This window comes from Bradyrhizobium sp. RT6a (genome assembly GCF_040547675.1).
In the GTDB taxonomy this organism is placed as follows: domain Bacteria; phylum Pseudomonadota; class Alphaproteobacteria; order Rhizobiales; family Xanthobacteraceae; genus Bradyrhizobium.
In genome coordinates this window covers 338,421-363,433 of record NZ_JBEPQC010000002.1, presented here as the reverse complement: position 1 = coordinate 363,433, position 25,013 = coordinate 338,421, and the positions used below count along the sequence as shown (strand labels likewise).

The window sequence follows — 25,013 nt, the reverse complement described above, 5'->3', positions numbered from 1 at the left end:
AAAAGCGGCGGAGCCGAAGCCCCGCCGCCGTAGTCGTCTTGCGATGTCTTCCGCTTGTTAGCGGAGCAGCTGCAGCACACTCTGCTGCGACTGGTTGGCCAGCGACAGCGCGGAGACCGCGATCGACTGGCGGGTCGACAGCGCCTGGCTGTTCGCGGCTTCGACGTTGGTGTCGGCCAGAGTCAGGTTGGACGAACCGGTCTGCAGCACGTTGATCAGGTTCTTGTTGAAGTCCTGACGAACCTGCACGATCGTCAGGTTCGAGCCGAGGCTCGAGGCTTCCGAGCGCAGCGTGCTCGAGGCCGAGTTCAGGTTGGTCAGCACCTTGTTGGTAGCGGAGTTGTCGATGAAGTCGACGCCACCGGTCAACGCAGCGAGGCCGAGACCCTTGGAGTTGTAGGTCACGCCGGTGATGCTGAGGTTCGACTTGCCGGTCTCGTCGAACACCAGCTTGAGCTGGTCGCCGTTCAGCAGGTTGACGCCGTTGAACGAGGAGTCCTGCGAGGTCGAGTCGATCTGCGCAAGGATGTTGTTGTACTGGCCGACCAGGTTGGCACGCGAGGTCTGCGCAACCGTATCCTGGACGGGGCTGGAAGCCGTCGAGAACGTCAGCGCCGTGGTCAGCGTGCCGCCGATCGCACCACCCGCGGCGCTCGACCCGATCGTCGAAGACGCGTAGTCGTTGGTGGTCGAAACCGTCAGCAGGCCGTTGGCGTCGATCGTCGCAGTCAGGTTGTTGGCCTGAAGCGAGCTATTGAGCTGATCGAGCGTCTTGACCGTGCCGTTGGTGCCGTCGCCGAAGGTGACGTTGACCGCCGTGCCGCCGCTGAAGGCGGAGAAGGTCAAGGTCTTGCCGCTGAGGCCGCCGACGCCCGAGGTACGTGCCGCGGTAAAGGCGGTCGCAGTTCCGGTGTTGCCGGCGAGGCCGAGCACGTTCAGCGAATTGCCGGTGCCGGTGACCGACAGATCGGCGTTGACGCCGGTCGAGAGCTTGAGCTGGCCCGAGGCGTTGATCGACGAGTTGGTCTGGCCGGTCGCGGTCGTCAGCGTCGCGGCGCCGCTGGAGATCGCCGCGGTCTGCACACCGGTGGCAAGGTCGATCGCCTTCAGCACGTCGTTGATCGTACCGCCCTGCAGATAGACCGTCGAGTTGCCGCTGCCGTCGGTGAGAACGTTGCCGGAGGCGCCATAGCCGCTCGGGACGCTCGGAGCACCGGTCGAGCCCGGGATCGGCGCGTTCTTGAAGGTAATGACGTGGCCGTCGACGTTCAGCGTCGAGCCGTCCGCAATGGTCGCACCCAGCGAGCCCGCGCTGGTGGTCCGGTTGACGTTCACGGTGGCGTTGCCGCCGCCCACAGACGTCGTCAGGGCGAGAGCCTTGAGCAGGTCGGCCTTGCCGGTGACGCTCAGATCCGCACCCGTCGAGCTCTTCAGCGTGACGGCGCCGCCGGTAGCGCTCGAAGCGGTCTGGCCGACGCTGGTGGCGATCGTTGCGGCACCCGCAGTGATGGCTACCGTCTTCACGCCGCTGGCGAGATCGACGGCGGTCAAGAGATCGGCGACGGTCGCAGCCGGGGTGCCCGCGGTGCCGAGATAGACGGTGGTGTTGCCGCTGCCGTCGGTGACGAGATTGCCGCTGACGCCCGAACCCGAGGGAACCGCAGTCGAAGCCGGAGCAGAACCCGAGCGGAAAGTGATGGTCTTACCGTTCACGGTCAGCGTGTCGCCGTCGGCGGGCTGGGCGTTGCCGGCAAGACCCGTTGCGGTCGTGCCGTTGGTGGCGATCAGGGTGATGGTGCCGCCCAGCGCCGTGGTGCCGTTGCCGGCCGTTGCGCCAGTGCTTGCAAAGCTGCCGATGGTGGCGCCAAGGGTCGTGGTGCCGCTCGCCGCCGTGGTGCCGCCGGCCGTGCCGTTATACAGCACGTTGCTGCTCGCGGTGGCGCTGGCGAAGCTCGTCGTGCCGCGCAAATCGGCCGCCGTCGCACCCGAAATCGTGGTGGAGACATTGGATTTGGTCGAGTAGCCGACGGTGGTCTGCAGCGCCTGGTTGGCGATCGACTTCGCAGAGTCGATCAGCTTCTGCAGCGAGGTGATACCGGTGTTGGCGGCCTGCAGCACCTGCACGCCGTTGGCGATGCCGTCGAGCAGATTGTTGATGTCGCTGGCGCGGTTGTCGAGCGACTGTGCGGTGAAGAAGTTGGTGGGATTGTCCAGGGCCGAGTTCACGCTCTTGCCGGTCGACAGACGGCTCTGTGTGGTCGCGAGAAGATCAGCGGTGGACTGGAGAGAGAGCAGGTTCTGTCGAACCGACGAGGAGAGAACGATACCGGACATTGAGTGTTACCCTTCTGGTACGCAACGCAACAAACTTCGATTAGGATTAATCGATGTCCGGAACGGTGAACGTAGACGGCTAACAAAGCATGAAGCGTGTCGCGCCAGTCCTTGCGCGGATTCACCATGTGCGCGATCGAAGCCGGATCTGGCTCGCTCATATCGTCATGATTGGATGACGCTTTTCCGTGCAGCGACGCGACGTTTGCGACTTGTCAACCATAACTGAGAGTGAGCAATCGGCTGCATCCGGATGCATCGTCTGCGCTTTGCCGCGGCACTCTGGTGCCGGCGCAAAAAGAAAGCGGCGGGGCCTGAGCCCCGCCGCCGGATCTTGCTTGCGATGTCGTCCGCTTGTTAGCGGAGCAGCTGCAGCACGCTCTGCTGCGACTGGTTGGCCAGCGACAGCGCGGAGACCGCGATGGACTGGCGGGTCGACAGCGCCTGGCTGTTGGCCGCTTCGGTGTTGGTGTCGGCCAGCGTCAGGTTCGAAGAACCGGTCTGCAGCACGTTGATCAGGCTCTTGTTGAAGTCCTGACGCACCTGCACCACCGAGAGGTTCGAGCCGAGGCTCGAAGCTTCCGAGCGCAGCGTGCTCGACGCGGCGTTCAGGTTCGACAGCACCTTGTTGGTCGCGGAGTTGTCAATGAAGTCGACACCGCTGGTCAGCGCAGCAAGGCCGAGACCCTTGGAGTTGTAGGTCACGCCCGTGATGCTCAGGTTCGACTTGCCGGTCTCGTCGAACACCAGCTTGAGCTGGTCGCCGTTCAGCAGGTTGACGCCGTTGAACGAGGAGTCCTGCGAGGTCGTGTCGATCTGGTTCAGGATGTTGTTGTACTGAGACACCAGGTTCGAACGCGAGGTCTGGGCAACCGTGTCCTGGACGGGGCTGGAAGCCGTCGAGAACGTCAGCGCCGAAGTCAGCGTGCCGCCGATCGCACCACCCGCGGCGCTCGAACCGATGGTCGAGGACGCGTAGTCGTTGGTGGTCGAAACCGTCAGCAGGCCGTTGGCATCGATCGTCGCCGTCAGGTTGTTGGCCTGAAGCTTCGTGTTCAGCTGATCGAGCGTCTTGACCGTGCCGCTGGTGCCGTCGCCGAAGGTGACATTGACCGCCGTGCCGCCGTTGAAGGAGGAGAAGGTCAAGGTCTTGCCGCTGAGGCCGCCGACGCCCGAGGTACGCGCCGCGGTGAACGCGGTCGAGGTCCCGGTATTGCCGGCGAAGCCAAGCGCATTCAGCGCATTGCCGGTGCCGGTGATCGACAGGTCGGCATTGACGCCGGTCGAGAGCTTGAGCTGACCCGAGGCGTTGATCGACGAGTTGGTCTGGCCGGTCGCAGTCGCAAGCGTCGCGGTGCCGTTGGCATTGACCGTCGCGGTCTGCACGCCGGTGGCAAGGTCGATCGCCTTCAGCACGTCGTTGACCGTGCCGGCCTGCAGATAGACCGTCGAGTTACCATTGCCGTCGGTGAGGACGTTACCGCTCGCACCATACCCGCTCGGAACGCTCGGAGCACCGGTCGAGCCCGGGATCGGCGCGTTCTTGAAGGTGATGACGTGACCGTCGACGTTCAGCGTCGAACCGTCGGCGATGGTCGCACCCAGCGAGCCGGCGCTGGTGGTCCGGTTGACGCTCACGGTGGCGTTGCCGCCGCCCACGGCCGTCGTCAGGGCGAGAGCCTTGAGCAGGTCGGCCTTGCCGGTGACGCTCAGATCCGCACCCGTCGAGCTCTTCAGCGTGACGGCGCCGCCGGCAGCGGTTGAGGCGGTCTGGCCGGCGCTGGTGGCGAACGTCGCTGCACCCGCGGTGATGGACACCGTCTTCACGCCGCTGGCGAGATCGATTGCGGTCAACAGATCGTTGACGTTCGCAGCCGGGGTGCCCGCGGTGCCGAGATAGACGGTGGTGTTGCCGCTGCCGTCGGTGACGAGATTGCCGCTGACGCCCGAACCGGACGCAACCGCGGTCGAAGCCGGAGCGGAGCCGCTGCGGAAGGTGATGGTCTTGCCGTTCACGGTCAGCGTGTCGCCGTCGGCGGGCTGGGCGTTGGCCGACAGGCCGGTTGCCGTGGTGCCGTTGGTCGCGATCAGGGTGATGGTGCCGGTCAGGGCCGTGGTGCCGTCGCCGGCCGTCGCGCCGGTGCTGGCGAAAGAGCCGATGGTGGCGCCGAGGGTCGTGGTGCCGGTCGCCGCCGTGGTGCCGCCCGCCGCGCCGCTAAACACGACGTTGCTGCTTGCGGTCGCGCTGGCGAAGCTCGTCGTGCCGCGCAGGTCAGCCGCGGTCGCACCCGCGATGGTGGCGGAGACGTTGGACTTGGTGGAGTAGCCGACCGTGGTCTGCAGCGCCTGGTTGGCGATCGACTTCGCAGAGTCGATCAGCTTCTGCAGCGAGGTGATGCCGGTGTTGGCGGCCTGCAGCACCTGCACGCCGTTGGCGATGCCGTCGAGCAGATTGTTGATGTCGCTGGCGCGGTTGTCGAGCGACTGTGCCGTGAAGAAGTTGGTGGGATTGTCCAGGGCCGAATTGACGCTCTTGCCGGTCGACAGACGGTTCTGCGTGGTGGCGAGAAGATCAGCGGTGGACTGGAGGGAGAGGAGGTTCTGACGAACCGAGGAGGAGAGAACGATACCGGACATTGGGTGTTACCTTTCTGGTAAACAACGCTTACTGTTACGCGTCTGCATGGATCGAGTGACCCAGCGACCGGCGGACCGTGGGGCGGAGTCCTCTAACGAAACATGAAATGAAATGGGCACTTTTGCTGAGTCGCCGTGCGATTCGGCCGATATGCAGGCCCGTGACGCCGCTCCGCCGGGTGATTTCGACGTTGATATAATTGAGTTTTTTCGCGGCAATGACCGGGATTTACAACTCGTTAACTAGTCTTGATGGAGTATTGCGCCCTGATCCGCCGCAACACACGCTCGGTTACGAAAGCGTTGATGGAGAACAGGCATGGCCCTCAAGGTCGAGCTCAGACCGCACGAACGCATCATCGTCGGCAACTGCGTGATAACCAACACCGACCAGCGCGCCCGCCTTCTGATCGACGGCGACAACGTGCCGATCCTGCGCGAGCGCGACATCCTCACGCCGGAGACCGCCGACTCGCCCGCCAAGCTCGTCTATCTGGCGGTCCAGCTCATGTACATCTCGCCGGATCCGCAGACCCAGCACGGCACCTATTTCAACCTGGTGCGCGACATCGTCACCGCGGTGCCGAGCTCCTGGCCGATCATCGAAGGCATCAACAACAACATCCTCAACGGCGACCTCTATCGCGCGCTGAAGGATGCCCGCAAGCTGATCGCCTATGAAGAGAAGTTACGGAGCCAGTTCGAGGCCACGCATCCCAAGACGGAAGCGGGCCAGGACGACGTCAGCACCGCCGCCTGATCCCACGCGTTCGCGGGCCCACGCCGGGCGAACGACCGGGCCGGACGAACGACCAGCCTGAAACGACAACGGCCCCGGATCGCCTCCGGGGCCGTTGTCGTTTCAAGCCGGCTTCAAGGCTACTGCGCCGCGAGCGGCGGCGCCTCGACGTCGATCACTCCCCCGGTCCGTCTTCCGCCGAATTCCAGCACGGCCGCGACCAGCGCGTCGATGTCGGACTCGTTGGTACGGTGATTGACGATCGCGGCGCGGATCGCAAACCTGCCGTCCAGCGTCGTACTCGATGGCGCCGCAATACCGGACTCCTGGATGTCGGCGACGATCTCGCGATTGACCTCTTCGGCAGCGCGGTAACGGAAGCAGACGATGTTGAGATTGACAGGTGCCAGCAATTCCAGCCGCGGCTCGGCGAGGACGCGCGTCTCCAGATATTTCGCCAGCGCACAGCTTCGCGTGATCGCCGCACCAAGCCGATCGGTGCCGAACGTCTTCAGCGTGAACCACGTCTTCAGCGCACGGAAGCCGCGCGACAGATCGGGGCCGAGATCACACGGCCAGATCGCGCCGGCCGCAAGCCCCCTCGCCTCGCGACGCAGATAGGCCGCGGGCTGCGCAAAGGCTTGCCGATGCTGCTCGCCGTCGCGTACCAGCAGAAAGCCGGCGTCGTAAGGCACCTGTCCCCATTTGTGGAAATCGAGCGCAATGGAATCCGCAAGCTCGATGCCACCGAGCAGCGGCGCAAGCTCGGGCGACAGGATCGCGAGCGCACCGAAGGCGCCGTCGACGTGAAACCAGATTCCTTCCTCGCGGCACAGCTGCGCGATCGCGCGGAGATCGTCGATCGCGCCGATATCGACCGTACCGGCGGATGCGACGACGAGGAACGGCTTGAAGCCGACCTCGCGATCGATCGCGATCTGCGCACGTAGCGCGGCAACGTCCATGCGATGACCGGCATCGACGTCGATCTTGCGCAGCGCATCGGTACCGAGCCCGGCGATGTCCATCGCCCTCGAGACGCAGCCATGCGCGGCCTGCGATGTATAGGCGGTGAGAAGCGCACTGTCATTGCCGATGCCGTACTGCCGCGCCAGCGTGCCGAGCGCGCTCGTACGTGCCACCAGCACCGCCATCAGATTCGCCATCGACGTGCCAGTGACGAAGATGCCGCTCGCGCTTTCCGGGAAGGCGAACAGGCGGCGCATCCAGTCCACGACCTGGCGCTCGACCTCGATCGGCATGTGGTCGCGGCCGCCGAGATTGGCGTTGAGGCCTGCCGCGAGCATTTCCGCGACCATGCCGACCGCGGTGCCGCCGCCATGCACCCAGCCCATGAAACCGGGATGGACGTTCCCGGTCGCATAGGGTGCGACATGTTCGGAGAAGTCGCGATAGACGTCGGCGAGATCGCTCGCCTCGCGCGGCACGTCGGCCTTGAATGCCGCGCGGACGCCGTCGGGGATCGGCTGCCACACCGGGCGCGCGCGAACGTTGGCGATGCCGTCGATCGTCTCGTCAAGCATGCGATGGGCGAGCGCGCGAAACTCGCTCCAGTCCTGCGGATCGAGCGAAGTGTGCGTGATGGAGCCTTGCGTGTTGCGGATGATCTCGTTCATGCCGCACTCTCCTCGCCCGCTCGCACATGCCGCGACAGCATCGCCGTGAACGCCGCGAAGATCTTGCGCATCTGCGGTGGCTTGTACGGAAACACGGCCGGCGGATCCATGTTGTGCACGACGGCGGTGTTGTCGGCTTCGAAGACCAGGAGCTCGCGGTTCTGGTTCTCGGCGCAATCGACGATGAAGTAATCGAGGCCGACGCGCCTGCTCATTTCGTCCAGCGCGATTTTGTGGCGCGCCGCGAACGCTTGGTCGAAGTCGAGCATGAAGACGGCTTCCTCGGCCCGCTTCTCCTCGCTGAACGCCATGAAAGCGTTGAGATACCAGATGTCCCAGCGATCGGCGATCGCCATGTGGCAGGCGTAGGGTTTGCCGTCGACCATGGCGAGACGATATTTGCGGTAGAGCCCGTCGGGACTCGCATAGTCGACGAAGCGCGCGACGAAGAAGTCCTGCTCTTGCCGCTCGGCAAGATAGGCCGCGAGCGCCGCCGCGTCGTCGAGCTTGGCAAGCCCGACGCCGGCATGCGTGCCGCGCGGCCTCACGATCATCGGAAAGCGCAGTTCGCCCGTGATCTCCTCGCAAACGATCTTGCCTTGCGAAAGCTCCGACAATTGCGCGCGCGTCGTGGGGGCGGTCACTGGAATGTCGAGACCGGGTACGCCCGCCAGCAGACGATACAGCTTGTCGCGATCGAGATTGCCGATGAGATCGGGACGATTGAGCAGCGGCCTCGGCCAGTGTGGCGCAGCCTTCTCGATCAGCGCGAGCGCCTCCCGGCACTCCTCGGAATCGGATGCGATCACGATGGCGACGTCGTGCTCGGGCAGAGTCTCCGGCAGGCCGATGCCCTTGACCACGTAGAGCGTCAACAGCTCGATGTCGGAGTCTTCAAGCAGGAAGTCGATCGGCGTGTTGCCGCCCATGTCGATATCGGCAGCGAGCGCGAGCACGCGCAGCCGGGGTTTTGCAGCAGCGCAAGGCGTACGAAACAATTGGTGGAAGGAGAGCACTTCGGTCTGGATCACCAAACCGGCCTCCTTCTCGCCGAGAAGCTGGGCGATCAGCGAGAGATCGAGGCCTTCGCCAGCCTCCGCCGTCCCTTCCTCGATCCGCGCCAGCAGCCGCTCGCGCAATGGATGCAGGTCGCCGCCCTCGAAGGCGCGACGCGTCAACTGCGCAAAGCCGATGCGGTCGGCATGGTTCGGCGCGGTCACGCCGCTCTGCGCGTAAACTGGATGTTGCATCTCACACCTCGAACGCGGACTTTGCCGGCGCGGCCGTGACCGCGCCACGGTCAAGCAACAGCTCGATCTTCACCAGCACATGGGCGATGCGATCGAGAACGTGTTGCACATTGCGTTGCGCCTGCATTGGATCCGGCGACCAGGCTTCGGTCACCAATCGTGCGCCGACGCAGAGGCGCAACACGACCTGCGGCGCACCGTCCTGCCTCTCCAGTCGGACCGGCTGGCCGACGAGACAGCGCTGGGCGGCCACTTGCCGGTCCGCCGCGCTGTCGCTGATTTCCTCGGCCATGTCGCGCGCCAGCGCCCGATGCACGGCGCTGGTCTCGGCGATCGAGACCGACTTGCCGCCGCGCAGCAGCGCGAAAGGAAAGATCGTGGCTTCCGCGAATTCCTCGTCGTCCGCGCCTGACTTCTCGATCGCGGCTGGAACGGCACGAAGTGACGGCGACAACGCGATCATGCTGTCGATGCCGGCTGCAAGCTCGGCCAGCATCCTGGCGCGGAAAGCCCCGGGCACGGCGTAGTAGCTGCCGATCTCGGCCAGCGCGGCCTCCCAGCGCAGCCATTGACCGAAATTCGGCCGCCGCTCGAAGCGCGAGCGTAGCGTCGTCCACGCTACCGGCCAGTCGCAGCGGCCGGCATAGTCGAAGATGCCGGGCGCGATCCCGCCAATCCGGTCGATCGAGCGCGACAGGCCTTTCGGCAGCAGCAGCGCACCGCTGAAGGCGGGGCCGCCGAAAAACTTCGAGCCGGTCATCAGCACCATGTAACCACGGTCGAGATAGGCGCGCAGCCGCCGGCGGCCGAGCCGCGCCTGACAGGCATCGACGACGATTTGAACCTTGCGCGGCCAGCGCCGCGCGATCTCGTCGAGACAGGCCTCGCTTGGGGCACGCCAACCGAGTTTTGACGAATCCATGATCTGCAACAAAACGCGGCGGCCTTGCGTGAGGCTGGTCTCGACCGCGCGCAGCACCGCGGCATCGGCATCGGTGCGCATCGCAATGCCGGCCGCCATGTCGATCAGCGGCACCGCAATGCTGTCGCCGGCGAGCCCCGTCACCGCGCCGTCCTTGCGCACGGCCACGCCGCCTGGCGTCATCGTGCTGAAATGGTGGCCGCGTGCGGTATGCGGCGTCCCGCTTCCGGTCTGGTCGGCGCCGACCACGATCGTCACCGGCGACGCACCGAGCATCGCGCGCGCCACGAACAGCGCGTGAAGCTGGGAGTCCGTGCCGGACGGCGAGAACACGACGTCGATGCGCGACGAGAGCGCAAGGTGGCCGCGCAGCTCCTCGCGCATGTCCTCGCAGCGGGCATCGAAGGCGATCTCGACCTCGTCGAACAGGCATTTGTGCATCAGCTCTTCGCGCGCCAGCGCGGCGCGGTCGTAGGCCATCTGCGAGATCGTCGACGCGGTCGCGGAGGCGAAATTCCAGAGCTCCGGCTCCGGCGAAGCCGCGCAACCATAGGCGTTGACACGGTCGTTCGCATCCAGCGCCAGCCGCGGATCTCCGCCGGAGGCGAGCAGCGTATCCAGCGGTGTGAAGAGATCGCGCAGGCGATAGCGCGAGCCGCCGTCAGACGCGCGCTCGCTGGCTGACAGACGGGATGCGCCGGCGCTCATCCCGAAAGGCTCACGCCGCATCGGCCGCCGCCGCGGGCGCCGGTGCGAATTGCGAGGTGATGTCGCCGTGGAACACCGACGGCCCGACGTGATCGAGCGAGCTCTCGATGTCGGCCCAGATCTCGCCGCCGATGTCGGTCCAGCGCTTGCAGAAGGCGAAGTCCTCGGACAGATAGGTGCCGGTCGCCGCATCGATCATGCATTCGAACAAGGCAAACCGGTTCAGGCTCGCCGCCAGCGTATCGTGCGAATGTTCGCGGAAGAATTGCAAGGCCGCGTAATCCGGATGACGGCACATCGTCTCCAGCACGGAGCGCCGGATCATCAGGAAGCCGGTGCCGGCGTAACGCACGCGGGTGAAGCCGTTCACCACCACGATGCGGTCGGGGTCCTCGATCTCGAGCACGTAGTCGAGCGATGCGGCCGGCACGTCGGCGCGGCCGGACTGGATCGCGCGCGCGGCCTTGTCCCAGTTGATCCGCTTGATCGGATAGCAGCCGGCGACGACGTCCGCGCCGCACTCGATCAGCCGGAACACCTGCTCCGGCTTGAAGCCGATGTCGGCGTCGATGAACAGGAAATGCGTCGCCTCTGGATCGTCCAGGAACATCGCCGCCAGATTGGCCCGTGCGCGCGTGATTAGCGCATCGCCGTCGCGCAGCTGCACCTTGAGCTCGAGATTGGCCATGCCGTGCACGGCGCGCTGGAGCGCGAAGATCGAGCTCGCATAGATGCTCGTCACCTGCCCGCCGAAACATGGCGTGGCCACCACCAGTTTCATCTTCTCCGACATCGTCAGCTCCGCCCCGCTGCAATCCTCACGAAGAGGTAAAGAGGCATGGTTAACGGCGCCTTAACGCCCGGCTTACAGGAACTTGACGAGCGAGAGCTGCGAGAGGTTCGATGTCACCTGGTAGGACGCCTGGAGGGCATTCTGGAGCGCCAGTATCTCGCTCGCAACCTGGTCCGGCGGGGCCGATTCCGCCTGGTCGATGATGGTCTGGAGCTGCGCCTTGGCCTGGGTCTGGCGCGAGCTTGCGCCCTTCATGGTGTTCTGCGCCATCGCGATGTCGGTCTGGATGTCCTCGATGCGCTGCTGGCCGGGCTGCTTCGTCAAGGCCTGCGTCACCCGCAGGCTCAGCGCGGCGACCTGCCCGCCCGAATACTGCCCGGTCGGCGAGGTCGAGAACGTCCCGAACACGGCGACCGCCTGCAGCTCCTTGCGGATCGCGTCCTCGTTGGCCTGCGCGCCATACTGCACCGTGACGGAATCGTCGACCCGGGCCATCGCGGTGGAGCGCGGCGAGCCGGGGCCGTCATTGCCCAGGTACCATTTCACGGTGGTGGCCGAGCCGTTGACCAGCGTGGTCGCCGAGCTCGCGGGCGACGAGCCGACCCGCAGCGGCGGTTGCGTGGCGGTGATCGGCGTCGAGCTGAAACCGAGCGAGGCGAGAGCACCCGTATTCGAACTCGTGATGTTCAGGCTCGCCGCATCGTCGGTGTTGATCGTGATCGAGCCGCTGTGGATGGTAGACGGCCGCGAGGTGCCCGTGATGGCGTCGATCTTGCTCATCAGGGCCTGGATGCTGTCGCCGATATTCAGCTGGTTGCCAGTCGCCCCCGAAGTGACGAAGCTGATCGTGGTGCCGTTGACGGTCAGGGTGTCGCCGGCGGAGAAGCCCGGCGCAATCGAGTCCGAGGGCGAGGTGCCGGATAGCGCGGTGGTGCCGCTGATCGGCACGGACGCCTGGCTGGTCTTGGCAACCCCGATCGCCGAGCTGTCGGTGTTGAAGAAATTGTCGCCGGCGGTGATGGCGGAGGCCGCCACCAGCGAGGTGCCGGCGAGCTTCTTGATCGCGGTGTTCAGCGCGGTGTTGAGGTTGGTCGCCGTGTTGTTCGGGTTGACCGGGACGCTTGCATCGATGGCAAAGCTGCCGAGCGGTGTCGGCGTCGCCGTCGATGCCGTCAGGTCGATCTGCTCGGTCGAGCCATCGGGCAGCGTGAACTGCACGCTGAGCTTGTCGCCATTGTTCGGATTGACGCCGTTGAGGTCGACCGAGAACGACACCGGCGAGCCGCTCGGGCCGGTGACCGTCGCGCCGGTCAGCGTCGAGGAGACCGCGGCGATCTTCAGGCCGAAGGGCGATGCCGCGGCGTCCTCGGAGACCATTACCGAGCTCGGCGTCGGCTGTGGCGTCGCCAGCACCAGCCGGCCCATGCCGTTGGCGCCGAGGTCGGCGGCCTGCCGCTCCGCCATGACGGTCTTGAAGCCCGCCTGCGTCGTGGTGCCGTTGATGATGTCGCCGGCATTCGCGACCGACGGCGTGTTGAAGGCGGTTCCGGAGAACAGATAGCGGTTGCCGGACTGCGTGTTGAGAACGCCGACCATCGAGCCGAATTGCGCAGCCGCGGTGTTCTGCGCAACCGTCTGGCCGTTGACGTTGAGATCCTGCGCGGTGTTGGCCGAGCCCGTCTGCACCGTGTTGCGGATCGTGGTCAGCGACTGCAACGCGGTATTGGCGAGGTTGATGCTGACGTTGACGTTGGTCATCGTGTCGGTATAGGCGGCGATGTTGGAGAGCTGCGCGCGCCCGGCGATCGCAAAGCCCTCGTTGGTGCCCATCCCGGAATAGTTCTGCGACAGCTTGCCGGTCGAGAGCTGCGTCGATAGGTCGGTGAGCTGCTGATTGATGTTGCGGATCTGCGAACCGAGAACCGACGAGGAATAGTTGATGCTGCTGATCGACATGTTTCAGAGCCCTGTTACTTGTTACACTTGAGCCTGGAGCAACGTATTCATCATGCTCTGCACCACCGACATGACATGAGCGTTGGCGGCATAGGCATTCTGCAGCTGGATCAGGTTCGACATTTCCGAGTCCAGATTGACGCTGGAGGTCGAGTTGAACTTGGCCTGCAGCGTCGAGACCACGACGCTCTGCCCCTGCTGGAGCTGGGTCGCCTGGGTCGCGGCATTGCCCTGGATGCTCAGGAACTGCTGGAGGTAGTTCGAGACGCTGCCGGTGAAGGGCTGGCTTGCCGAGCCCAGACCGGATTGCGGCGAATAGGAGAACACCGCCGAGGTGAGCTGCGAATAGAGATAGTCCGAGCGCGTGGTGTCGCCCGTGGGCGTCACCGGCGAGGTGTTGTAGACCGACAGCCTGGTCGGGTCGGTGGCGAGCTGCGTGTTCACGGCGATGCGCCCGGCAAGGCCGGTCATCTGCGAACCCGATGCCGTGATCGCGCCGGTGTAGAGCGCCTGCCCACCATCGGTGAACAGCGGCAGTTGCGGATTGCCCGAGGTCAGCGACGAGATCGTCTTGGTGATCGAGGCCGAATTGACCTTGGCGAGGCCGCTGTTGTCGTCGGTCACCCGCAATGTGGTGGCCGTCGCCGGCGACGGGGCGGCGGCGAACGACAGATGCGAGCCGTTAAGCGCGGTGTTGAGCGCCGAGGCGATCGCGCTCATGCCGCCGGCGAAGTTCACCCCGATCTGCATCGGATTGGCGTTGGTGGCATTCTGGAGCGGCAGCGCCGCCGGATCGGTCACGTTGACCAGCGTGACCTGTCGCTTCGTGTTGGTGGTCGTATCGGTGTAGGTGAAGTTGACGCTGTTGCCCGGCGCCGCCCCGGCAAGATCGAGATCGAAGCCGGCCGGCGGGCCGGTGACCGTGCTGCCGGCCGTGGTCTTGTCCGACAACGCGCTCGACATCGTCGCGGCGAACTGGTCAATCTGGTTCTGCGCCTGCACCAGCGTCTGATCGCGCAGCTTCAGATCGGCCGCGATCTGGCCCGAAGACACCACGCTGTTGGCGATGACGTCGACCGAGGATCCGTTCGGGAGCCTGATGTTGAACGCGCCGACGCCGGATTTGGCCGCATCGATGTTGTAGAGCGAGGTCGCCGACAGCGCGCCGGCGGACGCAAAGGTGAATTGCGAGGCCAGGCCGGCGCCGACCAGCTGGATGCCGGTGGTGGTGTAGATGTTGGCCTGATTGGACCCGTCGGTGGTGACGTGGACGTCGACATATTTCGACAGCGTGTTGATGGCCTGGTCGCGTTGGTCCATCAGCGTCGCGGCCGAGGGGTCGTTTGCCGACAGGCCCTGGAGCCTGCCGTTGATGTCGGCGACCTGCTGCATCGCCGCGTTGGCGGCTAGCGCCGAGGTGCCAAGATCCTGCTCGACGTTGGAGCGCAGCGACTGGATTCCCTTGGTGGCGAGGTTGAGCTGCTGCGCCAGCGTCTGCGCCGCGCCGAGCGCAACCGTCTGCGCCGACGACGAGCCCGCGTTGGTCGACAGCGCCTGCAGCGCCGTGGTGAAACTGTTCAGCGCGTTTTCGAGCGTACCGCTGTTGCCGGGCGTGCCATAGACATTCTGAAGCTGCTTCAGGATGTTGGCCATCTGGTCGGCGTAGCCGCTGCCGCCGGTCTCGGTGCGCAGCTGGTTCTGCACATAGGTGTCGAGCTCGCGGCTGACGCCGGTCGTCATCACCGTCGAGCCGAAGTCGCCGGTGGTGACCTCGATCTGGTTCGGCGTCTGGACGACGTAACCCGGCGTCTGCGAGTTGGCGACGTTCGAGGAAACGATCGAGAGCGCAGCCTGATTGGCACGCAGACCGCTCATCGCACTGGCGAGGGCTGAACTCAAACCCATGTTGACTTGCCGCCTTTGGTTACGTCACGCGCGATCAGCGCAACACGTTCAAGAGGTCCTGCACCATCGAATTCGCGGTCGTGATCACCTTGGTGTTGGCCGAATAGGCCTGCTGGGTCACGATCAGCTTGGTGAATTCGTCGGCGATGTCGGTGTTCGAGCCTTCCAGCGACGAGCCGCTGATGGTGCCCGACGCGCCGTCGATCGCGGGCCCCGACTGCTCGGTTGAAGCGTAAGCGCCGCCGTCGATCGCCTTGAGATAATTGGTGCCGTTGAAGTGCGACAACGAGACCTGTGCGAGGTCGAGGTTCTGGCCGTTGGAGAAGGTGCCGACCACGAGACCGTTGTTGTTGACGGCGACCGAGCGGAGCTGACCCGCGGCGTAGCCGTTCTGGGTGATGGTGTTGATGGTCACCGCGCCGCTGGTGCTGGCATATTGCGTCAGCCCGCCCGAGGAGATGTTGAAGGACACCGAGCCGAGCGACTGCCCGCTGACGCTGACGTTGTTGATGGTGATGCCCGAGCCGCTCGGCGAGGTCAGTGAGCCGTCGGAGGCAAAGGTGAAGGCCTGGCCGGTGTTGACCCAGCCGACCGTCGAACCGGTCGCATTCGGGTCGGTCTGGTAGAACATGTTCCAGGTATCGGCATGGCCGGCGCCGAGCGAGGCGCTGTCGGTCTTGGCCCAGCGCAATTGCAGGTTCACCGGCGTGCCGGCGGCGTTGTAGGCGGTCACCGCGCCACCGCTGATCGATTCCTTGGTGAAGGTCGCGATGTCGTTGCCGATGACGCCGCCGGTGCCGGCGGTGCCGCCGCCGTCACGATTCTTGCTGATGGTCGAGGTGAAGCCGAGCGCGGCGAAGGCCGCACTGTTGGAGCTGGCTACCGAGAGATTGGAGACGGTGCCGGTGTTCAGCGTGATGACGCCGCCGCTGCTGATCGACGACCCCGACGCGCCGGAGAGAGCGTCGATCTTGCCGAGCAGGGTCGTGATGTTGTCGGTGATGTTGATCTGGTTCGGACCGGTGGCGCCCGAGGCCACAAAGGTCAGCGTCTGACCGTTGACGGTGATGGTGTCGGCGGGCGGGCCTGCCGAAAAGCCGGACGAGAGCACCTCGGCGCCACCGGCCGTTGCCGCGCCGCTCAGCACCGTGGCGCCTGTGATCGAGGGCGAGGACAGCACGTTGCCGCCCCGCGCCACGCTGCTGATGCCGAGTGCCGTGGCTGCGGTGCCGCTGTTGACCGCCACGTCGGTGCCGGTACCCGTCGAGATCTGGATATTGCCGCTGGCGGAGAGCGAGGCCGTGACACCGGCACCGCCGGCCGTCTGGATCGCATTCAGGATGCTGGCCACGGTCGCCGTCGTGCCCGCGCCGAGACCAATCGTGGTGTTGCTGCCAACCGTCGCGACGGTGGTGCTGCCGTCGAAGGTAATTGTGTTGCCGTTGATGGTCAGCGTCTGGCCGCTCAGCGCTGTGAGGATGCTGGAGGCGAGATGCGTGCCCACGGCATTGTCGAGCGAAGTGGTGCCCGATGCCACCGCGGACGAGTTGTTCTGGAGCGGGACCGTGCCCGTCCCCGTCGTTGACGAATAGGCCGAGCGGATGTTGCCCGTGGCGGCTGCGCCGGACACCGTCGCGCTGGTATAGGGCGCGGGCGGTGTGCCCACCGGCAAGGGGTTGGCCTGGAAGTCCGACGGATTGATTCCGCCAGCCGCGAGCAGCGTCTTGGTCGCCGCAGTCGTGCTCGCCACGGTGTTCGGCTGGGTCGGCAGGTTCGCCGCGTACTGGATCGAGGTCGTCGCCTGTGCCGGGATGAAGTTGTTCTGGAATTTCAGGACCGTCGCAACGTTGCCTTGCGGGTTGCCGGTCTTCGGGTCGACCGTGACGCCCATCAGGTAATAGCCGGCGCCGTTGACCAGATTGCCGTTGGCATTGAGCTGGAAGTCGCCACGCCGCGTGTAATAGGTGACGCCGCTGAACACCGGCGAGTTGTCGACGATGCCGGTTGCCTTCTGGATCGAGAAGAAGCCGTCGCCGGTGATCGCCATGTTGGTGGCGACGGTGGAGCCCGAGATCGTGCCTTGCGTGGTGATGGTGGCCTTGGCATTGGCGGTCACGCCGCCGGCGACCTGCTTGCTCGGCACCGAGGCGTCCGGAATGAGATCGACGAAGCTGGTCCCGATGCCCTTGTAACCGGTGGTGGATGAGTTCGCGATGTTGCCGGAAATGTTCTGCAGCGCGTAGGACTGCGCCTGCAGGCCACCCACCGAGGTGTTCATTGCATCGAAGATACCCATAACTTTGTCTCCAGATCCGATCTCGGCGGCCGGTCGACCATGGCCGCAGTCGGAGGAGACTGTCGCAAGGGCTATGCCAATGCGGGTTTTCTCAGCAAATCAATGACTTGACGAAAAAGCCCCGGTCTGATGACCGGGGCACAATTGCCGGGACCGGCAACAATTGCCGGGACGATTGTCGTCCCGAGCGATGCGTCAGCATCGAATCCGAAACCTCGAGATTCTCAGGTGCGCAATTGCGCACCATAGTTCGGTCCTGCGGACCGCCCCGGAATGACGAGGAGAAAGGCCTACGTTGCGGATGCAGCCGCGGGGTGGAAGACCAGCCCGAAACCGTCGATGCAGTAGCGCAATCCGGTCGGCTTCGGACCGTCGTCGAACACGTGCCCGAGATGGCCGCCGCAGCGCCGGCAATGCACCTCGGTGCGGAGCATGCCAAAGGTGCGATCCTCGGTCTTGCCGACATTGCCCTCGATCGGCTGGTAGAAGCTGGGCCAGCCCGTGCCGCTCTCGAATTTGGTGTCGGAGGCGAACAGCGGCAGGTCGCAGCCGGCGCAGGCGAAGACGCCCTTGCGGTGCTCCTTGAGCAGCGGGCTGGAGCCCGGCCGCTCGGTGCCTTCCTTGCGCAGGATCTCATATTGCTGCGGCGTGAGCTGGGCACGCCATTCGGCGTCCGTCTTCTCGATCTCGAATTTCTGCGCGGCTTTCTCTCCAGCCTCCGCGGGCGATGCTCTGAGCCAGCGGAAGGCCGCAAGGCCGAACAGGCCGGCGACAGTCGTCAACAGGATGCGGCGGTCAAACATCTCATTCTCCATGCGGGAGCGTCCATGCCCTGAGATACGGGCTCTCACGGCCGACGTTACACTTCCGGGCGGGATTTTTCTCGGGTCTCGTGCGAGACGCTGTCGTCGCGCGAGGCTGGTTCCGAGGCTCGTTCCACGGTTTCGGACGCAGTTTTCGGCTGGGCAAGCCGCGGCCTGACACCTGACGGCGGCCGGCGCGGACCGGTGCCAGCGGCACGATTGGCTTCGGCGAGGCGCGTCTCGCGTTCCCGGTCCTTGATCCTGGCACGTTCACGATAGCGCGCAAGCGAGCCTGCCGCGGCGGAACTCGCCCTGCCCCAGATTCCGACCAGTTGGCCGGCAACCCTCCCCGTCGTTCCCCCGGCCCAGACCAGCTCGAACGGTGAGAACAGCTTCCAGCGCTCGTCGCCCCGCAGGATGCTGCGCGCGATCATCTGCCCGGCCATGGCCGAGGTGTTCATGCCCTGGCGGCCGAACCCGCTGGCCACCCACAGGCCTTTGCGCAACTGGCCGATCTGCGGCATGCCATGCACGGTCTGGCCGGTGGCGCCGCCGAAGGTTTCGGTGATTTCGACATTGCCGAGTTGGGGAAAGATGGATCGGATCCGCCGCCTGACGGCGCCCGCAAAGCGTTGCGGGCGCGCCGCCCAGGTGGTCTCCGGGCTCTCCCACATCAGGCGGTCGCCATCGACGATCCGGAAATGATCGACGCCGTCGGAATCCATCACCGATCCCCTGAACGACATGATCTCGTGCACGCGCTCGCCGAGCGGCGCGGTGATGCCGGCATAGCGCCAGACCGGCAGCAGCGTTTCCGAGAGGCGCCGCAACGGCGCCCCGAGATGGATGTTGCCGGCAAGCACGATGTGGGTGGCGCGCAGCCGCGCCGAGGGCGTGACGATGCGCTTGCGGATACCGGAATGATCGATGCTGACGACCGGCGTATCCTCGAAGATGCGCGCCCCTGCCCGCCGCGCCAGCGCCGCGAGGCCGTGCACATATTTGCGCCCGTCGACCTGGAACGCCCTCGGATAATACACGCCGTGGAAGTAGTGATCGGTCTTGAGCACCTCGCGGACGCGATCGGCCTGCCAGCCCTCGACCTCGGTGTCGAAATCCTCGGTGAGCATCTGCAACCGGCTGATCAGCCGGTCGCCGGCATCGACGTTGGAGACCTCCAGCACGCCGTCGCTCGGGCCGATCCCCGGCATGTTCTCTTCGGTGGCGTTGGCCCGGACGAACTCGGCGCCCTCTTTCGACAGCGTCCACAATTCCCGCGCGTCCTCGAAGCCGATGCGCTCGATCAGCTCGGCGAGCGGCAGCGCGAAGCCGGGCATCACGGTGCCGAGCTGGTTGCCGGAGGCGTTCCAGCCGACATGGCGGCCCTCGAGCACCGCGACGCTGGCCCCGAGCCGGGCCGCCTCCAGCGCGATGGAGAGTCCGGCAAGCCCGGCCCCGATGACGCAAATGTCCGCATCGAGGTCGAACGACAGCCGCGCCCGGTCGCGAAAGCCGGCTTCTTCCTGGGACACGCTTGTGAAAGTCTCGCTCATGTCGTTTCTTAAAGGACTGAGCGGCCGCTTGTCACCTTGTCCCCGACCGGCGCCTGTAGATTATCCTGGTCGTGTAACGATTCGAGAATGCCATGCGCCGTTTGCTCCTGCTGCGTCACGCCAAGACCGAGACCGACGCGCCGAGCGGCCGTGACCAAGACCGCCGGCTCGATGACCGCGGCCACAAGGATGCCGCCGAGATCGGCGACTGGATGGCCTCCCATCCCCCCTTTCCCGAGGCCGTACTGGTATCGCATGCCGTGCGGGCCCGGCAGACCTGGGACATTGCCTGGGAGACCATGAAGGACCGCGTCGCCGCGCCGCAGGTGGAGGTCCTGCCGGAACTCTACGCCGCCGATCCCGCCCAGATCCTGGAATCCATTCGCACTGCAACCATTCCGGCTGATCCGAGACAATTGCTGCTGGTCGGCCACAATCCGGGCATGCACGAGATCGCCCTGATGCTGACAGGCGGCGGCGATCCGACCGCCGCCAAGGCGCTCGCCGACAACCTGCCCACGTCGGGGCTTGCGATCTTCGATTTTGACGTCAAGGATTGGGCCGACGTGGCTTACCGCCGCGGCAAGCTGGTGCTGTTCGTCAGTCCAAAGCTACTTCGAAATTAAGGCTGCTTCGATCGGGTTGATCGCGCGACGTGCCGGCAAGACGTCCTGACTGGAAGATTTGGAGGCGCAGATGTTCAAGTCCATCCTCGTGCCCATCGACCTCGCCGACACCGACCTGGCCAAGCCGGCGATCGCGACCGCGGCAACGCTGTCGCAGACCTGGAGCGGCGTGGTGCGCCTGCTCAACGTGCTGCCGATGACGCCGGTGATGCTGGCCGAATACGTGCCGGCCGATTTCGACGAGCAGCAGCGCCAGACCTCGGAAGAAGCGCTCGCCATCGTCGCACGCGAGTCCGGCATCGAGCCTTCCCGCATCTCCAGCGTGGTGCGCCAGGGCGGCATCTACCACGAGATCCTGGAGGAAGCCGTGCACATGAAGGCCGAGCTGATCGTGATGACCTCGCACCGGCCGGCGATGCGCACCTATTTCCTCGGCTCCAATGCCGGGCATGTCGTGCGCTACGCAAAATGCTCGGTGCTGGTGGTGAGGCACTAGGCACCGCACCGACTTCGTCATTGGGCGCAACTCGGGGCTAAGATGGAGCGTCCGAGCTACCCTATTTTCGGTTGCTTCGACCGATCCTGAGGGCCTTGGATCGGCTGCCAGCGACATTCGTGCGCAGCCTAAAAAAGCCGGGAAATACTTGGACGGTGGCGGCTGGCCGAGGCCCGCGCCAGGGCCAATGAGGCGGGCAAGCTGGTGGCGCCTGGGGTCGCCCCGCTGGCGCACCGCAATGCCGAGCGGATGGCGGCCGGACCGCGGAACTGCACACCGCGACCTTCAAACAGGGTGCTCGACCAGCTCCTTGAAAGCCACGGGGACAAATGGCGGCACGAGCACGCGACGCAATACAGCAGCATGACCACCTACGCGAAGTCGCCGTTCAACGTGGCGGTCGGCGATCACCGCGGTGGTCGTCAATTGAGCAAGGCGAAGCGGAAGACGCGCGGAATCGGGTTCGCCGGAGAATCGGCGAGGCACTCGGCTTTGCCGAGGTGCGCGGCTTTCGCAAACCGCGACCGCTGCCGACGCGCTAAGCCGATCGCCGCAGCGCGAGGCAACTGGGCAAAGATAACTCAAGTTACGCATTCGATCGCGCTTTGATGCAATCTCGGTTTTGCCTCATGATGGGCAGGCCGCCGGGGCGGCCCAATAGGGGAGTTTTTGAATGAGAAGGTTTGCACTCGCATTGCTGTCAATGGTCGCTCTCGGCCCGATCACAGTCCGGGCGGCGGATATCGCGCCCGACCGTATGCCGCTGAAGGCTCCTGCTTTGGTAAGCAAATGGACTGGATTCTATATCGGCGGCAACGTTGGTTATGGTTGGGGCAACTACGGCGCTTCGAACGTCATCGGAACGATCGTGAACTCGAACGGCGGTTCGGCCCCATATGGCTTCAACGCCGTATCTGACAACGGTAATGGCATCACCGCCGGTATCCAGGCCGGCTACAACTGGCAAATCGAGCAGACGGTGCTCGGCATCGAGGCTGATTGGCAGTATCTCAATTCAAAGGCCAGCATCGGCAATTCGGCTATTGCCATCCCGCCCGCCATCGGCAGCAATTTCAACGGCAGCGCTTCCGTCAGCACCGATTGGTACGCGACCTTCCGCGGCCGAGTGGGTTATGCGTTTGGGCCGGCTTTGCTCTACGCGACTGGCGGTATAGCGTTGGCTGAAACCAAGCTGAGCGCGGCTGCTACGGGCAGTATCCCCACCAGCCTTTTCCCGCTTACCTATGGACCGTTAGGCTCCATGAACGCTTCTGACCGTGCCGTCTTGGTCGGCTACGTGGTTGGCGGCGGCCTCGAATATGCCCTTGGGGCAGGTTGGTCCGTCAAGGGCGAGTATCTGCACATGGGCTTCGGCACGAACGGCTACAACTTAACTGGCTCGCTTCAATCACCGGCCGGGTTAACTGGCGTCATCACGACTCGTGCCGATGTCAAGTCGAGCTTCGACATAGCCCGTGTCGGCGTAAACTATCGTTTCTGATCGGCAGGTCTTAAAAGTGAGTTGGGGAGGCCTCAGGTCTCCCTTTTGCGCGCAGTCGTCTGATGGGGAAGGGCCCCCGGGGCGCGGCTTGAGGCGCCCGCGCTGGCGGCTGCGACCCTCCATGGCCATGGTCCCTATCGATGGGGGATAGATCGGCGTAAGGATCGATATAAGTCGAAATAATGAAAACGACTTCAGAGCGGTAGCTCGGAGCGAAGCGTAATCCGGGGGCCAGTGCCTCTAGGGAGGGAATCCCGGATTGCGCTTCGCTCCATCCGGCGCAGGGAAGACCGGGCGCCGGCTGGCACCCGCGGTCCACTGTGCGAAAGTTGCAGTAAGAAAATCTGCACAGCGGCATACAGGTGAAGCCAAAACGTCCGGCCTTCCCTGCGCAGCGGTTTTACGGCTTATGCCGTGCTCTCCCCGGGGAGCGATGCACTATTGCCCCCGTCGCCTCATGGATCGCTGATGCTGCGTGCCCGGTCGGGCCGCCACATCACCACAAGACTTGACGCACAGACCCCGGGCGTCAGGACGACACGGTTTTGCCGTACGCGAACCGCACCGGTCGTGTGCGCGACGCCTACGCTCACGGTTGCCCGCCCTGCGAAGCCATTCGCGCCGGTGTGGCCCAGCGTCCGCCGCCGTCCGGCCCGCGTTCGTGACGATCGCGATACGCCCCTCTTCCTTGGGCCGGGTTGCGGCGACACATACGCCGTTTCCGAATTTCGGTAAAGCGGAATATTTTGGCGATCGGGAGTTGACCCATCGCTCGCGTATTTTGCCCGTCAGCAACGCAAGATTCCTCTTTCTCAAGGGGGCAAGGCGATGAAGCAAAGCTCGGGCGAACCAAGCCGCGAGAGGGCGAAGGTGTGTCTACGATGAAAGCACGAGCTAAGGAGCGACAGTGCTACCCACAAGTGCCGTCATTGCGAGCGCAGCGAAGCAATCCAGAGTCTTTCCGCGGTGTGATTCTGGATTGGCTTCGCTGCGCTCGCAATGACGATGTTGAAGCAGGTGTGCCTGAAAACTCAGTCTCATGCCCCGGACGCAGCGCGTCCGGGACAAGAGCGAAGCGCTTACAGATAGCGCGTCAGTTCTGCTTTGGCCTGACCGTAGACCGCATCCTCGATCTGGCTGCGCGTGATCCCGATGTCGCGCAAGGCGCGGTCATCGAGGTCGTTCAGCGTCTTGACGGCGGAGCGGCGCTCCAGGCTGTCGAACAGCGCATAGGCGCCGTTGGCCAGCTTGCGGAAAAATCCGTCTGACGAGGATGAGCGTAAACTCCGCCCGGCGGTCTGCGAGATCGTGGTCATTGTCCTTCTCCGGCCTGTTGTCCACGCGGCGAAGCGGATGCCGTTGGCGCAAGCGCCCGAGCGCCTGCACCTCATTTGCCTCGGATTGCTCTCGCTCTCCTCGGCTCAATCGTGGAGCTTGATGGAACTTAAATGCTCCACTACAGTACTCGGAGCAAGTGAAACATTGCTCTCGGTGCAATAATGTCCAAGTTCGAATACGTGAAGCTTGCCGATGCCATTGCTCTCGATATCTCTAACGGCACGTTAAGGCCCGGCGACCGGCTGCCGCCGCAGCGCAATTTTGCCTATGACCGCGGCATCGCGGTCTCGACCGCGAGCCGGGTTTATACGGAGTTGCTCCGCCGCGGCCTCGTCGTCGGCGAGGTCGGCCGCGGCACCTTTATCTCCGGCGCCATCCGGCGCGAGGTCGAGGCGCTGAGCGAGCCGCGCGACGCGCGGATCGATTTCGAGGTCAATTACCCGCTGCTGCCGCAGCAATGGGCAATGATCGCCAAGAGCCTTGCCGGCCTCGAGCGCGTAGACGCGCTTGAATCCGCGCTGCGCGTCTCCACCAGCACCGGCACCAAGAGCGCGCGCAATGCCGCCGCCGCCTATCTCGCGCGCAAGGATTTCGCGCCGCAGACCGAGCAGATCGTCTTCACCGCCAACGGCAAGCAGTCGCTCGCGGCCGCCCTCGCATCCCTCGTTCCCACCGGCGGCCGCTGCGGCGTCGAAGCGCTGACCTATCCGTACGTCAAGAGCATCGCCGCGCGGCTCGGCGTGACGCTGGTCCCGATTCCGATCGACGAATTCGGCGCGCGTCCCGACGCCATCCAGAAGGCGCATCGCGAGGCGCATCTGTCGGCGCTGTATCTACAGCCCATCATCCAGAACCCGCTCGGCGTCACCATGAACGCGACGCGGCGCGCCGACATCATGCGCGTCGCCGAGAAGCTCGATCTCACCATCATTGAGGACGCCGTCTACGGCTTCCTGGCCGACGACACGCCGCTGGCCGCGCTTGACCCCGACCGCTGCATCGTGATCGACAGCCTGTCCAAGAAGGTTGCGCCGGGCCTCGCGCTCGGCATCCTCGTCGCGCCGCCGCGATTGCGTGAGAGCGTGATGAGCGCGGTCCGCACCGGCGGCTGGATCGCGTCAGGCCACGCGCTCGCATCCGGACAGCGGCTGATGGCCGACGGCACCGTCGCCGAGCTGACGCGGCTGAAACGCATCGACGCCGCGCGCCGCCAGCAGACCGCGGCAAGGCTGCTCGCCGGCTACCAGCTCTCCGCCGATCCACGCTCCTATCACCTCTGGCTCACGCTGCCGGCACACTGGCGCTCGCAGACCTTCGTCGCCGCAGCCGCCCGGCGCGGCATCGCGCTGACGCCGTCCTCGACCTTCGCGATCGCCCATGGCCACGCACCGAACGCAGTGCGGCTCGCGCTCGCCCCGCCCACGTTCGAGCAACTCGATTCCGGCCTGCGCACGATCGCGTCGCTGCTCGGCACCAAGGAAGAGGATTTCGACTCGACGGAGTAACGCGCCGTCCAGGG

The 25,013-nt window shown here is 65.0% G+C and carries 17 protein-coding genes; 5 read left to right on the top strand and 12 right to left on the bottom strand.

Features of this window, described 5'->3' with window-relative positions; genetic code table 11:
- Positions 1-57: 57 nt before the first annotated feature.
- A complete protein-coding gene (locus ABIC03_RS11435; protein WP_354058106.1) occupies positions 58-2,334 on the bottom strand; it encodes a DUF1522 domain-containing protein in 2,277 nt (758 codons plus the stop codon).
- 357 nt (positions 2,335-2,691) lie between these two features.
- Positions 2,692-4,971 carry a DUF1522 domain-containing protein gene (locus tag ABIC03_RS11430; protein WP_354058104.1) on the bottom strand — a complete coding sequence of 760 codons (2,280 nt, stop codon included), beginning with the start codon at positions 4,969-4,971 and terminating at the stop codon, positions 2,692-2,694.
- A gap of 319 nt (positions 4,972-5,290) precedes the next feature.
- On the opposite strand from ABIC03_RS11430, the gene flbT reads away from it, so the two are divergent.
- Positions 5,291-5,731: a flagellar biosynthesis repressor FlbT gene (gene flbT / locus ABIC03_RS11425; protein ID WP_275169987.1), complete on the top strand. Its 441-nt coding sequence runs from the start codon at positions 5,291-5,293 to the stop codon at positions 5,729-5,731.
- Positions 5,732-5,850: 119 nt separating this feature from the next.
- Here flbT and ABIC03_RS11420 read toward each other — a convergent pair whose 3' ends face one another.
- From ABIC03_RS11420 to ABIC03_RS11380, 9 genes are all read right to left on the bottom strand, one after another.
- Positions 5,851-7,347 (bottom strand): pyridoxal phosphate-dependent decarboxylase family protein, encoded by a 1,497-nt coding sequence (locus ABIC03_RS11420; RefSeq protein WP_354058102.1) that lies wholly within the window; start codon positions 7,345-7,347, stop codon positions 5,851-5,853.
- Complete coding sequence (locus ABIC03_RS11415) at positions 7,344-8,597, bottom strand: ATP-grasp domain-containing protein (protein ID WP_354058100.1); 1,254 nt, start codon at positions 8,595-8,597, stop codon at positions 7,344-7,346. Before ABIC03_RS11415 ends, ABIC03_RS11420 begins: the two co-directional genes overlap by 4 nt.
- Position 8,598: 1 nt before the next feature.
- The gene (locus tag ABIC03_RS11410; RefSeq protein WP_354058098.1) at positions 8,599-10,248 is read right to left on the bottom strand and encodes a sugar phosphate isomerase family; all 1,650 of its coding nucleotides are present in this window, start codon (positions 10,246-10,248) and stop codon (positions 8,599-8,601) included.
- Positions 10,238-11,020, bottom strand: coding sequence for a hypothetical protein (locus ABIC03_RS11405; RefSeq protein ID WP_354058096.1), 783 nt, complete (start codon positions 11,018-11,020; stop codon positions 10,238-10,240). The genes ABIC03_RS11410 and ABIC03_RS11405 overlap by 11 nt, the downstream gene beginning before the upstream one ends.
- A gap of 72 nt (positions 11,021-11,092) precedes the next feature.
- Positions 11,093-12,976, bottom strand: coding sequence for a flagellar protein (locus ABIC03_RS11400; RefSeq protein ID WP_354058094.1), 1,884 nt, complete (start codon positions 12,974-12,976; stop codon positions 11,093-11,095).
- Between the two features lie 21 nt (positions 12,977-12,997).
- Complete coding sequence (gene flgK, locus ABIC03_RS11395; protein WP_354058092.1) at positions 12,998-14,881, bottom strand: flagellar hook-associated protein FlgK; 1,884 nt, start codon at positions 14,879-14,881, stop codon at positions 12,998-13,000.
- A 34-nt stretch (positions 14,882-14,915) separates the two neighbouring features.
- A complete protein-coding gene (locus ABIC03_RS11390; RefSeq protein WP_275169980.1) occupies positions 14,916-17,177 on the bottom strand; it encodes a flagellar hook-basal body complex protein in 2,262 nt (753 codons plus the stop codon).
- Positions 17,178-17,467: 290 nt separating this feature from the next.
- A complete protein-coding gene (gene msrB, locus ABIC03_RS11385; RefSeq protein ID WP_085357245.1) occupies positions 17,468-17,980 on the bottom strand; it encodes a peptide-methionine (R)-S-oxide reductase MsrB in 513 nt (170 codons plus the stop codon).
- A 56-nt stretch (positions 17,981-18,036) separates the two neighbouring features.
- Positions 18,037-19,533 (bottom strand): NAD(P)/FAD-dependent oxidoreductase, encoded by a 1,497-nt coding sequence (locus ABIC03_RS11380; protein WP_354058089.1) that lies wholly within the window; start codon positions 19,531-19,533, stop codon positions 18,037-18,039.
- 92 nt (positions 19,534-19,625) lie between these two features.
- Here ABIC03_RS11380 and ABIC03_RS11375 point away from each other — a divergent pair, with 92 nt between their 5' ends.
- The 3 genes from ABIC03_RS11375 (at position 19,626) to ABIC03_RS11365 (ending at position 22,156) form a co-directional block, all read left to right on the top strand.
- Entirely contained in the window at positions 19,626-20,159 is a 534-nt protein-coding gene (locus tag ABIC03_RS11375; RefSeq protein WP_354058087.1) for a SixA phosphatase family protein, read from the top strand.
- 70 nt (positions 20,160-20,229) lie between these two features.
- The gene (locus ABIC03_RS11370) at positions 20,230-20,655 is read left to right on the top strand and encodes a universal stress protein (RefSeq protein WP_007602088.1); all 426 of its coding nucleotides are present in this window, start codon (positions 20,230-20,232) and stop codon (positions 20,653-20,655) included.
- Between the two features lie 673 nt (positions 20,656-21,328).
- Positions 21,329-22,156, top strand: a complete 828-nt coding sequence (locus ABIC03_RS11365; RefSeq protein ID WP_354058085.1) for an outer membrane protein — start codon at positions 21,329-21,331, stop codon at positions 22,154-22,156.
- A 1,079-nt stretch (positions 22,157-23,235) separates the two neighbouring features.
- Here the strand turns inward: ABIC03_RS11365 and ABIC03_RS11360 are convergent.
- Complete coding sequence (locus ABIC03_RS11360; protein ID WP_007612358.1) at positions 23,236-23,472, bottom strand: DUF1127 domain-containing protein; 237 nt, start codon at positions 23,470-23,472, stop codon at positions 23,236-23,238.
- Positions 23,473-23,655: 183 nt separating this feature from the next.
- Between ABIC03_RS11360 and ABIC03_RS11355 the strand changes: the two genes are divergently transcribed.
- The gene (locus ABIC03_RS11355) at positions 23,656-24,999 is read left to right on the top strand and encodes an aminotransferase-like domain-containing protein (protein ID WP_354058083.1); all 1,344 of its coding nucleotides are present in this window, start codon (positions 23,656-23,658) and stop codon (positions 24,997-24,999) included.
- Positions 25,000-25,013 lie beyond the last annotated feature (14 nt).